Annotated in this window: 17 protein-coding genes and 1 pseudogene; 11 read left to right on the forward strand and 7 right to left on the reverse strand. The window is 41.7% G+C overall.

The window, feature by feature from the left end:
* Positions 1 to 12 precede the first annotated feature (12 nt).
* Complete coding sequence (locus K6969_RS03050; protein WP_171942668.1) at positions 13 to 633, reverse strand: thioredoxin; 621 nt, start codon at positions 631 to 633, stop codon at positions 13 to 15.
* 167 nt (positions 634 to 800) lie between these two features.
* Positions 801 to 1340: an NADPH-dependent FMN reductase gene (locus tag K6969_RS03055; RefSeq protein WP_044667582.1), complete on the reverse strand. Its 540-nt coding sequence runs from the start codon at positions 1338 to 1340 to the stop codon at positions 801 to 803.
* Positions 1341 to 1587: 247 nt separating this feature from the next.
* On the opposite strand from K6969_RS03055, the gene K6969_RS03060 reads away from it, so the two are divergent.
* A complete protein-coding gene (locus K6969_RS03060) occupies positions 1588 to 1932 on the forward strand; it encodes a winged helix-turn-helix transcriptional regulator (RefSeq protein ID WP_029172979.1) in 345 nt (114 codons plus the stop codon).
* A 32-nt stretch (positions 1933 to 1964) separates the two neighbouring features.
* Here the strand turns inward: K6969_RS03060 and K6969_RS03065 are convergent, their stop codons facing one another.
* Positions 1965 to 3662 carry a M3 family oligoendopeptidase gene (locus tag K6969_RS03065; RefSeq protein WP_171942667.1) on the reverse strand — a complete coding sequence of 566 codons (1698 nt, stop codon included), beginning with the start codon at positions 3660 to 3662 and terminating at the stop codon, positions 1965 to 1967.
* 138 nt (positions 3663 to 3800) lie between these two features.
* On the opposite strand from K6969_RS03065, the gene K6969_RS03070 reads away from it, so the two are divergent.
* The 3 genes from K6969_RS03070 (at position 3801) to nmlR (ending at position 5754) form a co-directional block, all read left to right on the forward strand.
* Positions 3801 to 4736, forward strand: a complete 936-nt coding sequence (locus tag K6969_RS03070; protein WP_029172981.1) for a manganese-dependent inorganic pyrophosphatase — start codon at positions 3801 to 3803, stop codon at positions 4734 to 4736.
* Positions 4737 to 4779: 43 nt separating this feature from the next.
* Entirely contained in the window at positions 4780 to 5244 is a 465-nt protein-coding gene (locus tag K6969_RS03075) for a hypothetical protein (RefSeq protein WP_029172982.1), read from the forward strand.
* A gap of 99 nt (positions 5245 to 5343) precedes the next feature.
* Positions 5344 to 5754: a stress response transcriptional regulator NmlR gene (nmlR, locus tag K6969_RS03080; protein WP_029172983.1), complete on the forward strand. Its 411-nt coding sequence runs from the start codon at positions 5344 to 5346 to the stop codon at positions 5752 to 5754.
* 21 nt (positions 5755 to 5775) lie between these two features.
* Here nmlR and K6969_RS03085 read toward each other — a convergent pair whose 3' ends face one another.
* A complete protein-coding gene (locus K6969_RS03085; protein WP_171942666.1) occupies positions 5776 to 6090 on the reverse strand; it encodes a DUF3270 domain-containing protein in 315 nt (104 codons plus the stop codon).
* Between the two features lie 160 nt (positions 6091 to 6250).
* On the opposite strand from K6969_RS03085, the gene K6969_RS03090 reads away from it, so the two are divergent.
* Both K6969_RS03090 and K6969_RS03095 read left to right on the forward strand, forming a co-directional pair.
* Positions 6251 to 7180 carry a peptidase U32 family protein gene (locus tag K6969_RS03090; RefSeq protein WP_029172985.1) on the forward strand — a complete coding sequence of 310 codons (930 nt, stop codon included), beginning with the start codon at positions 6251 to 6253 and terminating at the stop codon, positions 7178 to 7180.
* A gap of 297 nt (positions 7181 to 7477) precedes the next feature.
* Positions 7478 to 8764 carry a peptidase U32 family protein gene (locus tag K6969_RS03095; RefSeq protein ID WP_029172986.1) on the forward strand — a complete coding sequence of 429 codons (1287 nt, stop codon included), beginning with the start codon at positions 7478 to 7480 and terminating at the stop codon, positions 8762 to 8764.
* Between the two features lie 213 nt (positions 8765 to 8977).
* Here the strand turns inward: K6969_RS03095 and K6969_RS03100 are convergent, their stop codons facing one another.
* On the reverse strand, positions 8978 to 9301 hold the full coding sequence (locus K6969_RS03100) for a hypothetical protein (RefSeq protein WP_029172987.1): 324 nt from the start codon (positions 9299 to 9301) through the stop codon (positions 8978 to 8980).
* Positions 9302 to 9392: 91 nt separating this feature from the next.
* On the opposite strand from K6969_RS03100, the gene K6969_RS03105 reads away from it, so the two are divergent.
* A complete protein-coding gene (locus K6969_RS03105) occupies positions 9393 to 9608 on the forward strand; it encodes a YdbC family protein (RefSeq protein ID WP_004194749.1) in 216 nt (71 codons plus the stop codon).
* An 11-nt stretch (positions 9609 to 9619) separates the two neighbouring features.
* Here the strand turns inward: K6969_RS03105 and K6969_RS03110 are convergent, their stop codons facing one another.
* Positions 9620 to 10159: a biotin transporter BioY gene (locus tag K6969_RS03110; RefSeq protein ID WP_029172988.1), complete on the reverse strand. Its 540-nt coding sequence runs from the start codon at positions 10157 to 10159 to the stop codon at positions 9620 to 9622.
* A gap of 205 nt (positions 10160 to 10364) precedes the next feature.
* Here K6969_RS03110 and K6969_RS03115 point away from each other — a divergent pair.
* A pseudogene (locus tag K6969_RS03115) lies at positions 10365 to 11103 on the forward strand (cyclase family protein).
* Positions 11104 to 11153: 50 nt separating this feature from the next.
* Here the strand turns inward: K6969_RS03115 and gorA are convergent.
* Positions 11154 to 12503 carry a glutathione-disulfide reductase gene (gorA, locus tag K6969_RS03120; RefSeq protein ID WP_029172989.1) on the reverse strand — a complete coding sequence of 450 codons (1350 nt, stop codon included), beginning with the start codon at positions 12501 to 12503 and terminating at the stop codon, positions 11154 to 11156.
* A 213-nt stretch (positions 12504 to 12716) separates the two neighbouring features.
* On the opposite strand from gorA, the gene K6969_RS03125 reads away from it, so the two are divergent.
* From K6969_RS03125 to K6969_RS03135, 3 genes are read left to right on the forward strand one after another with little or no spacing between them, the layout of a single operon-like run.
* Positions 12717 to 13889 carry an efflux RND transporter periplasmic adaptor subunit gene (locus K6969_RS03125; RefSeq protein ID WP_171942665.1) on the forward strand — a complete coding sequence of 391 codons (1173 nt, stop codon included), beginning with the start codon at positions 12717 to 12719 and terminating at the stop codon, positions 13887 to 13889.
* Complete coding sequence (locus tag K6969_RS03130; protein ID WP_321537464.1) at positions 13870 to 14565, forward strand: ABC transporter ATP-binding protein; 696 nt, start codon at positions 13870 to 13872, stop codon at positions 14563 to 14565. Before K6969_RS03125 ends, K6969_RS03130 begins: the two co-directional genes overlap by 20 nt.
* A complete protein-coding gene (locus K6969_RS03135; RefSeq protein ID WP_029172992.1) occupies positions 14566 to 15813 on the forward strand; it encodes an ABC transporter permease in 1248 nt (415 codons plus the stop codon). It abuts the gene before it with no gap.
* Positions 15814 to 15852 lie beyond the last annotated feature (39 nt).

Genomic DNA, 15852 nt, shown 5'->3' on the forward strand with positions numbered 1-15852 from the left:
TAGTTGCCCTTTCTATTGCGTAATAGCTGCTTGGAAATTTTTTTCCAAATCGTCTACTGTGCGTACTTGGTTAATAAGATTAAAGAAGTTCCCGTCTTTTTCAAGTAACAAGGTTGGGAAAGAGGTTACCCCCATTTCATAAGCCTTGATAAAGTCTGGGTGTAGATTTTCTGGTTGATTCAAGATACTTGATAGTTCTTCCATAGCCTTTGTAGGTAACTGATAGGTACCGATTAGGCTGGTGTAACTGTCTGCTTGATTGAGGTCTAATCCATCTTCAAAAAATAAGGCTTGAATGTCTAATGTTAGTTGAGCATGGTTAGATGTCTCAACATAGTTTTTCAAGACTGAGTAGGCTCTAGCAGGACCAAGGGAGTCCATGGTAAAGTCCTTATCCTTAAACAATTGATTGTAGTTATCGCCAAAAGACATTTGGTAATAGCTTTCGATTTGTTTGTTGATGGTCTGTGCCTGCTGGAAATCAGCCATTTTCTTTTTATTATCCCCGACAAACAAACCTCCGTTAATGACCTCTATTTCTATGTCAGGATGGTCTTGCATGAATTTTGTGAAAATGTGGTTAAAGCCGTAGGTCCAACCACAATAAGCATCGATGATGTAATATAGTTTCATATTAAATTTCTTTCATTTTATTTTCTTGGTTTTTGATTAGAATTTACCATTGCTATTGGCAGTTTTGGAATCTTCCTCGATTGGTACAACAACATCCCAGAGTTTTGCAATTTTATCATCTTCAACTCGATAAAGGTCATAGAAGGATGTGTATTGACCTGTAGAGTCTAAGCTTCTAACAAAGCTTGAGCTTGAGCTTGCAGACCAGCGATGGCTTCCTCTGACAATACCAACTGTCCAGTTCCCCATGCTTCTGGATTGACAGTTGTACCTGTAAACTCACCAACGACTTGCATGCGAACAAATGGTAGGAGTGCATGGTAGCTAGCGAACATTGGCTCGTGTCCAGCATTGGCAACAGATGATACAGTAACAATTTTGTCTTGTAGGGCAGATGGGCCACGTGTTTCTGACAAGTCTAGGGCACGGCTGAGCCAGTCAATCAAGTTTTTCACAGTACCTGGAATGGCAAAGTTGTAAACTGGTGAGAAAATCCAGATAGCATCTGCAGCCATAATCGCATCGCGTGCAGCTTGGACAGCTGGCAAGACTGGTGTTTCAAAATCTTGGTTCATAAGTGGGATTTCTTTATAGTTAAGATAAGATACAGTTGCTTGACCTTCTAAGATGCTTTCAGCTTGCTTTGCCATTTGGTGGTTGAATGAACCTTCACGTAGTGAACCGACAATAAATAGAATGTTTTTCATATTCTTTTCTTCCTTTTTTGTAAAAATATTTTTGAAAACTGAAATTAGTGATATAGGTACTCCTTTGTATTATATAGTGCAATTGATATTCATTGTATCGCTCCTTTTGAGAAAATACTTTCCTGCTTTCGCAGTTTATGGTATTATTGTATCAGGTACTAAAAATATTACAAGTACGATTTTTTTGAATAGTCACTATCTTTTAATGAAGTAATGTGTAATATCAAGGGAAAATAAAGGAGAAATTATGGCAACTTTCACACAACATACGGTTCCGGAGTGTCCTTTTGTGACCACTCAGAGTGTCTTATCTGGGAAATGGAGTATCTTATTACTACATCATATCGAAGAAGGTCCCATTCGGTTTAATGAAATGCACCGTCGATTGACAGGGATTTCCCAAGCAACCCTTACCAAGCAGTTGCGTCAGCTAGAGGATGATGGATTAATCACTCGGAAGGTTTATGCACAGGTTCCGCCAAAAGTGGAATATGAATTGAGCGAGATTGGTCAGGAATTTAAGTTGGTTTTGGAGCAAATTGAAGTTTTTGGGGATAAGTACATCGAATTTGTCAAAGCAAAAAAAATCTGAATGAGTTCATATCTCATTCAGATTTTTGTCTTTTATAGTTCGTCATCCTTAACGGCATTTAACCAATCGGCAGCAGCCTTGGCTGTGCTTTCAAGGGCACCTTCTTTGAACGGTGATTGGAGGTTTGCAGCTTCAACCACTTGCAAGAAGGACTTGGTGCCGCCCAAATCACAGATGCGGATGTAGTCTTCCCAAGCATTTTCATCGTGATCTACCTGCGTGCGTTTCCAGAATTGGAGGGCACAAACTTGGGCCAAGGTATAGTCGATGTAGTAGAATGGACTAGCAAAAATATGCCCCTGACGATACCAGAAGATACCGCGGTTGAGGGCTTCTGACTCGGAATAGTCACGGTCTGGCAAGTAGAGGTCTTGGAGTTTTTTCCAAGTTGCCTTGCGTTCTGCTGGTGTCATCTCTGGATGTTCATAGACTTCATGCTGGAAATGATCCACCAAGACACCGTAAGGCAAGAAGAGAAGGGCACTTGCCAAGTGGGTGAATTTATACTTATCCACCTGTTCCTTGAAGAAACGGTCCATCCAAGGCCAGGTCATAAATTCCATAGACATGGAATGGATTTCACAGGTTTCGTAGGTTGGCCAAACAACTTCTGGACTTTGAATCCAACGCGAACGATAGACTTGGAAGGCGTGACCTGCTTCGTGGGTCAAGACATCAATATCACCGCTGGTTCCGTTGAAGTTAGAGAAGATGAATGGGCTCTTGAAGTCAGGAATATAGGTGCAGTAGCCACCGCTGTTTTTTCCTGGTTTTGCCACCAAGTCCAAGAGCTCATGCTCAATCATGAAGTCGAAGAACTCGCCTGTTTCTCCTGACAATTCGCGGTACATGTCTTGGGCCTGGCTGACGATAAAATCTGGGTCACCTTGTGGCACCGCATTGCCGTCCAAGAACTCAAGATTGAGGTCGTAGTGTTTCAGGCTTGGTACCTGCAAGCGTTTGGCTTGGCGTTCACGAAGATTTTGCACAATCGGTACGATATGCTTGAGGATTTCTTCACGGTAAACCTTGACCATGTCACGGTTGTAATCGAAACGGTTCATCTTGAGATAGCCGTATTCCACATAATCCTTGAAGCCGAGTTTGTGGGCGATTTCCGTGCGGACCTTGACCAACTCATCGTAAACACGGTCAAAGTCGGCTTCCTTGCTTTCAAAGAATGCAGTTGTGGCAGCAGAAGCAGCCTTGCGGACTTCACGGTCGGTTGATTGACCGAATGGCCCCATTTGTGCTAAGTTGTAAGTCTGTCCTTGGAAATCAATCTCTGCACCCGCAATCAGTTTGCTGTATTCATCGGTCAATTCATTTTCCTTTTGGAACAAGGGAATGACAGCTGATGAGAAGGTCTTGAGCTTGTTCTCAGCCTGCATGAAGAAAGTTTCTGGTAAAATGTCTGAAAGCTCAGCCTTGTAAGGTGTCTGGACAATGACACGGTAGTAGTTGGTGGTCAATTCTTCAAAAAGTGGCGAATATTCATTCCAAAACTTGGTTTCTTCATTGTAAAACTCATCGTTCATGTCGATGGTGTGACGGATCATCCAGAGATTGTACTGGGTATCAACCAAGTTGAGCAATTTTGTAATGGCAGCAACTAGTGTGCGAGTTGTTTCCAAGTCACTTGCCTGAGCCAATTGGTCGGTCAGGTCAGTAAATTGAGCCTTGATGGCTTCATAATCGGGACGGACATAGGTATAGTCTGAAAATTTCATATTGGTCTCCTTTTGTTTTTGTATGTTACTATCTTACTCTTTTTATACAGGTTTGGCAAATCCTGACCCGTCCATGTTCACAAGTCCTTTTATTTATGGTAAAATGTAGAAGATTATTAGAAAAATGAGGTTTTAGAAATGTCAAAATTCTTAGTTTTTGGTCACCAAAATCCTGACACAGATGCCATTGCATCATCATACGGCTGGGCTTACTTGGAGCGTGAAGTGTTTGGTCGTGATGCGGAAGCAGTTGCACTTGGAACGCCAAATGAAGAAACAGCGTTTGCGCTTGACTATTTTGGTGTTACTGCACCGCGCGTGGTTGAGTCTGCTAAGGCAGAAGGCGTTGGCCAAGTCATCTTGACAGACCACAATGAATTCCAACAATCAATCGCAGACATCAAGGAGGTGGAAGTGGTGGCGGTTATCGACCACCACCGTGTTGCCAACTTTGAAACTGCAAACCCACTTTATATGCGTTTGGAGCCAGTTGGTTCAGCTTCTTCTATCGTTTACCGTGCTGCTAAGGAAAATGGTATCACCCTTCCAAAAGAAGTGGCAGGTCTGCTCTTGTCTGGCTTGATTTCAGATACCCTCTTGCTCAAATCACCAACCACTCATGCTTCTGACCCACAGGTAGCCGCAGAATTGGCAGAATTAGCTGGGGTTAACTTAGAAGAATACGGTTTGGCACTCTTGAAAGCAGGAACCAACCTTGCCAGCAAGTCAGCAGAAGAATTGATTGACATCGATGCAAAAACCTTTGGTTTGAACGGAAATGACGTGCGTGTAGCCCAAGTCAACACCGTTGACATTGCAGAAGTCTTGGAACGCCAAGCAGAGATTGAAGCCACTATGACAGCCGCTTCCGCAGCAAATGGCTACTCTGACTTTGTCCTCATGATTACGGACATCGTTAACTCAAACTCTGAAATCCTTGCCCTTGGAAGCAACATGGACAAGGTGGAAGCAGCCTTCAACTTCAAGTTGGAAAACAACCACGCTTTCCTTGCGGGTGCCGTTTCACGTAAGAAACAAGTGGTACCACAATTAACTGAAGCGTTTAACGCATAAATACCTAGCACCTTCGGGTGCTTTCTTTATTGAAAGGAAAATCATGTCTTATACAGTAAATTTCAAAGAAGTCGAAACAACAGGCTTAGAAACTAGTCCAGTCGCAGAAGTCTTGGCAGGCCTGCGTGCCAATGAAGCCCGCTATTTCTGGAACAAATACAAGCAGGAGTATGTGGTTTACACACCAGAAGAGAAGCCTGAAATCCTGCCCTTCATCGAGAAAGTATTAGCAGAGCGGGACATGGTTTTTCCTTATATTCCACTCAATGTAGCTCAGCTTGAGGTAGATGGCATTCTCTGGTCTTTTGTCTTTTATGACAATGGCCTGGCTGTCAATGTCCTCTATACGCTTGAAGAAGGAGGCAAACGAGCTGTCGGATTCAAATTGTCAGACGGCATTGACATTCCCAAAGAATTTGAAGGTAAATTTAAGTTTGCTCGCCAACGCTCCAAACTAGCTGGCGAAATTCGTGGCACCTTCTTTGTTGTCAAGGGCGAGTATTTATAGGATGGCAAATCTGGGGAAACCCAGATTTTTTATATAATGACTTGACCTGGAGTGGACTTCAAGGTGTATAATAAGCGAAAACAAAGAAAGGAGCCTGGAATGAATATTAAAGAAGTTAGTGATGTAACAGGTCTATCAGCAGATACCATTCGCTACTATGAGCGGATAGGGCTTATTCCCAAAATTGCAAGAAAATCTTCTGGAGTAAGGAATTTTTCGGAAAGTGATGTAGCCATTTTGGAATTTATCCGCTGTTTTAGGAGTGCTGGTATGTCTATTGAGCGCTTGATTGAGTATATGGGCTTGGTGCAGGCAGGAGATAGCACAGTGGAAGCTCGGATTGATTTACTAAAAGAAGAGCAGGAAGAACTGCGGTCACGCTTGTCGGAAATTCAGCAAGCTCTAGATCGTTTAGATTATAAAATAGAAAATTACCAGACTATATTAAGAGGTGCAGAGAATCAATTGTTCACAGACGGCAGTAGTTCATTCAAAAAAGGCAGAGGATAACTTCTCTGCCTTTATACTTCATTATTCATTTTTTCTTATAACTTGTTTGGGTTTAAATTTCTTTTTTAGCCCAATTTGAACCAAACGTAGTCCAAGAAAGCCCGTCGCACTTGCCAATATGACGGCAACAAAAACAGGAATGCCTACGGATAGATAGACATAACTAGCGATGACTGTTATCAAACTAAAAAATGCGATATTAACAAAAAACAACAATTCCTTTAGACGTTCTTTATTGGGATTTTTTGCCTGATAGGTTTGAAAATTAGCCTTTTTCTCTTTCGGGATATACTCTTCGTACTGGTACTCATGGGACTGATAGTGTCTTAATGCCATATCGTCTCCTTTTCTGCTTCCTAAAGTATACCATAACATTGCTGAATTTTTATGTCATTTATATTACAATAATGTTACAAGAGAAAGATTAGAAAAGTCTGAACATTAAAATACAGGTAGTCACTTATCAGATATTTCTCTTTTTGATATAATTATCTTTATGGAAAAAATTATCATTACAGCAACAGCTGAAAGTATTGAGCAGGTCAAAGAACTGCTTACAGCAGGAGTTGACCGTATTTATGTTGGGGAAGAGGACCATGCCCTTCGCATCCCAACAAATTTTACCTATGATGAACTCAGGGAAATAGCAGAGCTAGTTCATAGTGCTGGGAAGGAATTGACGATCGCTGCCAATGCCCTCATGCACCAAGATATGATGGACAATATCAAACCGTTTATGGAGCTAATGATGGAAATCAAGGTTGATTATCTGGTTGTCGGAGATACTGGAATTTTCTACATCAATAAACGTGATGGCTACAATTTCAAGCTAATCTATGATACATCTGTCTTTGTGACTTCCAGCCGTCAGATTAACTTTTGGAAAGATCATGGAGCAGTAGAGGCTGTTTTGGCAAGAGAGATTCCATCAGAAGAACTCTTTGATATTGCTAAGAACTTGGAAATGCCAGCGGAAATCTTGGTCTACGGCGCCTCTGTTATTCACCATTCTAAACGAACCTTGTTACAGAATTACTACAATTTTACAAAGGCTGATGAGACAGATTTGTCACGTGGACGCGGACTTTTCTTAGCTGAGCCGAGCGACCCAGATAGCCACTATTCTATCTTTGAGGACAAGCACGGTACCCATATCTTTATCAACAATGACATTGATATGATGACCAAGCTGTCAGAAATAGATGAACATGGTTATCATAATTGGAAACTTGATGGTATCTATTGCCCTGGTCAGAACTTTGTGGAAATTGTTAAGCTTTTTGTTCAAGCAAGAGATTTGATTGAAAAAGGCGACTTCACTTATGATCAGGCCTTCCTTTTGGATGAACAGGTACGCAAGCTCCATCCAGCTGAACGTGGCTTGGATACAGGCTTCTACGAATTTGACCGCAATAAGGTTAAATAACAATAGTTTTATCACAATTTATTTACTTTAACCTGGCAGAGTTAGCTCTGTCGCGTACTATGTAAGGTCAGAGCACGAAAACGTCTTTGGGCGATTTTCTAATCTCTGCCCTAGGTTTCCGAGTGAAACAACATCGTTTACAGTATTCTATCCTGGCAGAGTTAGCTCTGTCACTTACAATGTAAGGTCAGAGCACGAAAACGCCTTTGAGCGATTTTCTAAACTCTGCACTAGGTTTCCACATGGAAAAGTATCGTTTCATGTGGAAACCGTCGCAAATAGAGGAGATTTTACATGATGTCAAAAACATTAAAGCGTCCCGAGGTCTTGTCACCTGCTGGGACTTTGGAAAAATTAAAGGTTGCCATTGATTATGGTGCTGATGCGGTCTTTGTTGGCGGCCAGGCCTACGGTCTGCGTAGCCGAGCTGGTAACTTTACCATGGACGAGATGCGGGAAGGGATTGAATATGCCCATGCCCGAGGTGCCAAGGTCTATGTAGCTGCCAACATGGTCACTCACGAAGGCAATGAAGAAGGAGCAGGAGCCTGGTTCCGTGAATTGCGTGACATGGGCTTGGATGCCGTTATCGTATCTGACCCAGCCCTCATCGTTATCTGTGCAACCGAAGCACCAGGCCTTGAAATCCACCTGTCTACCCAGGCTTCATCAACCAACTATGAGACCTTCGAGTTCTGGAAGGAATTGGGCTTGACTCGTGTCGTCCTGGCCCGCGAAGTGACCATGGAAGAAGTAGCTGAAATCCGCAAACGGACAGACGTTGAGATTGAAGCCTTTGTTCACGGAGCCATGTGTATCTCCTACTCAGGCCGCTGCGTTCTCTCCAACCACATGAGCAAACGCGATGCCAACCGCGGCGGCTGCTCCCAGTCTTGCCGTTGGAAGTACAACCTCTACGACCTACCTTTTGGCGAAGAACGCCGTTCGATTAAGGGGGAAATACCAGAGGAGTTCTCCATGTCTGCAGTGGATATGTGTATGATCGACCATATCCCAGACATGATTGAAAACGGGGTCGATAGCCTGAAAATCGAAGGCCGTATGAAATCTGTCCACTACGTATCAACAGTGACCAACTGCTACAAGGCTGCAGTAGATGCTTATCTTGAAAGCCCAGAAAAGTTTGAAGCGATCAAGCAAGACCTGATTGATGAGATGTGGAAGGTTGCCCAACGGGAATTGGCGACAGGTTTCTACTATAGCCCGCCGAGTGAAAATGAGCAACTCTTTGGAGCCCGCCGTAAGATTCCAGAATACAAATTCATCGCTGAAGTAGTGGCTTTTGACAAGGAAACCATGACCGCAACCATTCGTCAGCGTAATGTTATCAACGAAGGTGACCAAGTAGAGTTTTACGGACCAGGTTTCCGTCATTTTGAAACCACTATTCAGGAACTTTGCGATTCAAATGGAGAAAAGATTGAACGTGCCAACAAGCCGATGGAACTCTTAACTATTAAGCTGGACCGTGAAATCTATCCTGGTGACATGATTCGTGCCTGCAAATCAGGCCTCATCAACCTCTACCAAGAAGATGGGCAATCTCTAACTATTCGTGCATAAACATAAAAAGGCTGAAATTTCAGCTTCAGAACGTAGATAAACTCTTAAAAATATAAAAAATTGAAGAAGTTTGCGAAAGATAGCAAGTCATTAAACTCTTAGAAACATTGATATTTCGGTGTTTCTGAGAGTTTTTAATTTTCAACATAAAGAAAAAAGATTGAAGAAAATTGTCCAAAATGGACTTTTTCTTCAATCTGCAAGGCTGAAATTTCAGCATTTTGTTTGTTGTTGAGAAGTCTTGATGCTATCTGGAACCAAGGTGACTTTTTTGATGTCCTCGATTTTTATAATGCTGGTAACCTGACGTTTGAAATTTTTCATGATAATCCGTTGGCGATCGGTATCATATTTTACAATGTCACCTGTGAAACTACGATCACCATAGATGACATGGACTGCAGCTTTTTTATATAAAGCCAGCTCCAAGTTATTCTTGATATCTTCCTTGCTATCTGGCTCAATAGACTTAGGAGCTTTGCCGTGTTCTAAAAAGACGGTGATCTGCTCGAAAATAACTGCTAAAAACCTCTTCATGGCATAATCCTTTCAAACTTGATATAATTATATTATCTAATTTTTATAAAAATGACAAGCTTTTTCGAATAGATAAGTGAGGAGGTAACAAATGGCAGAATTTACATTTGAAATTGAAGAAAAATTATTGGTCTTATCTGAAAATGATAAAGGATGGACCAAGGAGCTTAATCGAGTATCTTTTAATGGAGCACCAGCAAAGTATGACATCCGTACCTGGAGTCCTGACCATACCAAGATGGGGAAAGGAATCACTCTTAGCAATGAGGAATTTCAAGTTCTACTCGACGCGTTTGCTAATAAATAAATGAAGGAAGCCTAAGAAAAATAGGCTTCTTTTTTGATAACAGGTTGCAATAAACGATGACAAATCATGACTAGTGTAATTTTAGCTAAATCAGGAAGAATGAAAGGCAGAACAGTCCATCCGATAGTGTCAGTCCAACTGGCACCTGAAACTAGCTTAAATACAAAACAGCCGAGAAGGAAACAGATACTTGTTCCAAGTAGGCAGGCTAGAAAAATTGTAACTGGTGAGGAGTCTGATTTAGTGAGGGCAGAAGTGACGATAGTGTAGAGTAGAAACCCCCATAGAAAGCCAGATGTCGGTCCTATGAGTGCAGCAAAGCCACCAGAAAAACCAGCAAAAACAGGTAAACCGATAGCGCCAAGAACTAGATATAAGCTGACACTTGTAATTGCCTCCTTGGGTTTGTATAGACAAGCTACTAAGCCGATAGCTAGGGTTTGTAATGTAAATGGTATAGGTCCGATAGACAGACTGATTTGTGAAAGGGTGGAAATTAAGGCTGTTCCAATAGCGATATAAACAAGTGATTTGATAGAAGTTGTTTTCATTTGTTATCCTCTTAAAATTTTATGGTTAACAACAATTATAGTGAGATTGGATAAGAAAGTCAATGCTCTTTCATCGGCTGTAACAACTCTATAGGTGATTTTTATAACAGTTAAATAAGAAATTTATATAGCAAAAAATAATAAATTATATGTAAAACAACCTATACCTATGCTAGAATAATAAAAAAAGAAAGTGAGAATTTCTATGACAGAATTACTTGATATTTACCGTACTCTTAAATCTAAAACTTGGGTAGACTTGACTCACCAAATCAATGAAAAGAGCCCGCATTTCCCTGCGCTACCAGCTCTCGAAAAGAAAGCCCTATTTTACTCATAAGGATGGCTTCTATGTCGAACAATTTACGGTTGTGGGGCAGTATGGAACCCATATTGATCCTCCGATTCATTTTGTAGAAGGAGCTCGTTATCTTGATGAGATTGATTTGAAAGATTTACTCCTGCCACTCTACGTTATTGATAAATCAGCTGCTGTTATAGAAAATAATGACTATGAGATAACTAAGCAGGATATTTTAGACTTTGAGGCTGAATATGGTCCAATAGCGCCAGAATCTTTTGTTGCCTTTCGTTCGGATTGGTCAAAGCGCTGGCCTAGTCAAGATGTCATTCGTAATCTAGACGAAGATGGAGTTCAACGTACACCAGGATGGAGTCATGAAGCTCTAGAATATTTGATTGAAGAACGTCAGGTGAAAGCAGTTGGTCATGAAACATTGGATACCGATTCAGGAGTATCTGCAGCCAAACACGGAGGAAGTTTACCAGAAGAATACTATCTCCTATCAAAAGATATTTATCAGTTGGAAGTATTGGCAAAATTGGATCAGGTACCACCAACAGGCGCATTGATTTCAATCACTTTTCCTCATTGGGAGAAGGCTTCGGGTTCACCAGTGCGAGCAATTGCTATATTACCATAAGAAAAAGTCCAGACAGTGCTGACCTTCATGTCTGGACTTTTTCAATTGAGTTAACGCATAGTAACAAATTCTTCAGAACCTGTCGGATGGATGGCGACAACGGCATCAAATTCTTCTTTTGTAGCCCCCATTTTGATAGCAACTGAGAATCCTTGAATCATTTCATCGACACCATAGCCAATGCCGTGCAGTCCAACGACTTTTTCATTTTCTCCCACAGTTACTAATTTAAACTTAGCCATTTGGCGATTGTTTGCTAGGGCTGTGTACATGGAAGTAAAGGCTGAAGTATAGACTTTTACCTGTTCTTGACCGTATTGAGCGATAGCTTCGTCCTCAGTTAGACCAACGGTTCCGATAGCGGGGTGAGAAAAGACGACAGTTGGGATGGTTGTGTAATCCATTTTTGCGGTTGGTTTATTGTTAAATAAACGTTCTGCCAAAAGGCGACCTGCCTTGATTGCAACGGGTGTTAATTCTTTTTCACCAGTTACATCACCGAGGGCATAGATGCCTGGTACAGCTGTTTCTTGGTATTCATTGACAGAAATATGTCCTGAAGAAGTAAGTTGAACACTAGTTGCTTCTAGGTTGAGTTTGTCAATATTTGGTTTACGTCCAATTGCCCAAAGGACCTTCTGAGCAATATGGTTACTACCGTCAGCAAAGTTAATCTGGATTTGTCCATCATCAGTTTTTTCAAGACTGATAGGAGTTTTCCCAGTATGGAGTGGAAGGTTGGTTCGTTGCATTTCTTCCATCAAGGAATCAACAATGTAGATATCAAAGCTACGAAGAGGGCGATTTCCACGAACAAATAGGTCAGTTTGGACACCGAGTCCATGTAGGAGACCGGCCATTTCCACAGCGATATAGCCAGCCCCGATGACTGCAACAGATGTAGGCAATTCTTCCCAAGCAAAGACATCATCAGATACAATACCAAGTTCACTTCCAGGAATAGTTGGCACAGCAGGCTGAGCACCGGTTGCAATGACAATGTGTTTTGCACGAATCAGTTCACCATTGACTTCAACTGTTTGATTATCCACAAAACGTGCGAAACCATGGATAACTTCTACTCCGTTATTGTTAAAAGTATTACCGTAGGATGCGCGTGAACGCTCAATATAGGCTTCGCGATTTTTACGCAAGGTGGCAAAATCAAATGTTACATCCTGGCTGGTAAAACCATACTCAGGTCCATAGTGGTGAATGGCTTCAGCCACTTGAGAACCGTACCACATGATTTTTTTAGGAACACAGCCAAGGTTAACACAGGTTCCTCCTAGATAGCTTCCCTCAATAACTGCTGCCTTAGCACCGTATATAGCAGCTCGGTTCATGGTAGCGCTGCCTCCGCTGCCTCCACCAATGGTAATAATATCAAATTCTTTCATGAGTTTTTCTCCTCTAAATGATAATTATCTTCATTCTATCGTTTTTTTACTTATCAATCAAAAATCCGCTACGTTCTCTTACAAAATTGTAAGTAGGAAAAATACCGAACTTTTTGTAAAATGATTAAGAAAACACTTGCAAAAAAACGTGTATTTGTGTATTATAAAGACAATACAAAATAAATATGTTTTGAATTAGAAAAGGAGTATCATATGTTAAAGACAAAGAAAGCGAAAATTGCTTTGTTCAGTGGTCTCAGTGTTGCGGCTGTCGCCTTAATTGGTGGTGCCTTGGTATTTGGAGGCGTATTAGGTGGTTCCTCACCAACTTCTACAGAGCAAGTTGCGACCAGTTTGACCTATACAGTAGCTAAAGAGGGATCGATTGCTTCATCGACCTTATTGACAGGAACGATTTCTGCAGCAGATGAACAATACGTTTACTATGATCCTTCAAAAGGAGATTTGAGCGAGGTCTTAGTTGAGCCAGGAACTCAGGTTGAAGTAGGAACACCATTGATTCGCTATGATGCAACAGAATTGCAGGCTGCTTTAGATACTGCTGTTCGTGGGCGTGATAAGATTGGACGTCAGATTTATGATTTGAGAAACAATGGTCAGACTGTTCAAACAACGGGTGATGCTGCAACAGATGAAGCGGCAACAGCTGCAGCTCAACGTTCAGTAGATATGCAGTTGGCAGACTTGAATGATTCGTACGCAGATGCACAAGCTGCTGTGGATAAAGCGTATACAGCCTTGCAAGAAGCTACAGTTACAAGTACAGTAGCTGGTACGGTTGTTGAAGTGAATAAATCAGTTTCGAAGAGTTCAACTTCTAGTCAGACCGTTGTTCATATCGTCAACCAAGGTAGCCTACAAGTGACAGGAAATTTGACAGAATATGATTTGGCAAATATTGCAGTTGATCAAGAAGTGAAATTAACCAGCAAGGTATACCCAGATAAGTCATGGACTGGTAAGATTACCTATATTTCAAATTATCCAGCAACAGATCAAACCGCAAGTGCAGTAGCAGGTGCAGGTGCAGGTGGTGGTTCAGGTGCCAAGTATCCTTTCAAGGCTGCCTTAACCAGTGAATTGGGTGAATTGAAGCAAGGTTTTACAGTTAATATTGAAGTTGTTAATACTACCAATCATATTTTAATTCCTGTAACAGCAGTTGTTCCAGAAGAAGATAAAAACTATGTGTGGACCTTGGTTGATGGGAAAGCTAAGAAAGTAGAAGTAACGTTGGGAAATGCTGATGCTCTCAACCAAGAGGTGACAGGAGGTATTGCAGCAGGAGATCAGGTCATCACCATTCCAACTCCAGACCTTGAAGAAGGAAAAGAGGTTGAAGCCAATGAAGAACCAACTTATTAGATTAACCAATATAAACAAATCCTATAAAAACGGTGACCAAGAACTTCGTGTCCTTAAAGATATCGATTTAGAGGTGGAAGAGGGAGAATTTTTGGCTATTATGGGACCGTCTGGTTCAGGGAAATCAACCTTGATGAACATTATCGGGCTTTTAGATCGTTCCAGTTCAGGGAACTATTGGTTAGAAGGTGAAGAAGTCAGTCAACTGTCTGAGAAGAAATTAGCCTCCGTCCGCAATGACCAAATCGGGTTTGTCTTTCAACAATTTTTCCTGCTATCAAAACTCAATGCCCTTCAAAATGTCGAGCTACCTTTGATTTATGCAGGAGTTCCAGCCAATCAACGGAAAAAATTAGCCAAACGTTATTTGGAAAAAGTGGAGTTGGCTGATCGGATGACTCACCTGCCATCTGAGCTATCAGGTGGACAGAAACAAAGGGTGGCCATTGCGCGTGCCTTGGTCAATACACCAGCTATTATCTTGGCGGATGAGCCAACAGGTGCCTTGGATACCAAGACAGGTGAGCAAATCATGGAACTCTTGACAGAGTTGAATAATGAAGGAAAGACCATTATCATGGTTACACACGAACCTGAAATTGCTGCCTATGCCAAACGTAAAATCGTTTTGCGTGACGGTGTCATTACAGAAGATAGTAGAAGGGAGGAGGTATAGATGGAAAATTGGAAATTTGCCCTCAAGTCTATCCTAGCCCATAAGATGCGTTCTCTTTTGACTATGTTAGGTATTATCATCGGTGTGGCCTCTGTTGTGATCATTGTAGCAATGGGAACAGGTATGTCTAAGAGTATTGAAAAGTCTCTGGCTGGTGATCAGAATAATGTTCAGGTCTACTTTACTCCCTTTGTTGGAATTGAAGAACGAACTCAGGGTGCATTTACGTACACAGTTCCTGGCGAGGCTTCTGAAGAACAGGAGCCAGATGTAACGGACACAATGTTAAAGGGGCTTTTGGAAATCGATGGGCTCAGTGGCTACTACATTAGTGCTTCAAGTACCTCTACTGTAGCAGCGGGCAATGCGCAAGCTGATAATGTCTTTATTACTGGTGTTAGTCAATCCTATTTTGACATAAAGGCATTAGAAATTTTGGCTGGCCGTCGTTTCACAGCTAACGATTACAGCCGATTTTCCCGTATTATCATGTTGGATGTTGCCTTGGCTGAGAAGCTTTTTGGTTCAACCGATGCAGCCCTCAACCAAATCGTCAGTGTCAATGCCAATTCTTACCTTGTAGTTGGTGTTTACAAAGATCCCAAAGCAGGTACTTCCCTCTATGGTTTCAACTCAGGCGGAAATGCCATTATGACCAATACGCAACTAGCTGCTGAAATGGGTACCAAGGAAAATAGTGGGCTCTATGTCCATGTAGAAGATGTGAGTAGAGCTGCTGAGGTTGGTCAGGCTGCCGCAGCATACTTGACCAACATTACAGGTCTAAAGGAAGCCCGTTATGATATCTATGATATGTCAGCTATGTTAGATGATTTTAAGAACCAAATGTCAGGTGTCACTACGTTTATCGGTGCTGTTGCAGGAATTTCACTTCTTGTAGGTGGTATCGGTGTTATGAACATCATGTTGGTATCTGTGACTGAGCGGACACGTGAAATCGGTCTTCGTAAAGCTCTGGGGGCAACCCGAGGAAATATCCTTATGCAGTTCTTGATTGAAGCCATGGTATTGACCACTTTAGGTGGAGCAATCGGCTTAGCTATCGCTCAAGCCATTGTGTTTATTCTCAACGCCACAAAGGTTATGGGAGAGATGACAGCTGAAATATCAATACCGGTTGTATTAGGAAGTTTAGCATTTTCAGCAGCAGTCGGAATTGTCTTCGGCGTTCTTCCTGCTAATAAGGCTTCTAAGCTTGATCCAATTGAGGCATTACGTTACGAATAATATGATGAAACGATTAGGTTTTCCTAGTCGTTTTATTTT

The organism is Streptococcus suis (assembly GCF_019856455.1).
Lineage (GTDB): Bacteria > Bacillota > Bacilli > Lactobacillales > Streptococcaceae > Streptococcus > Streptococcus suis_AE.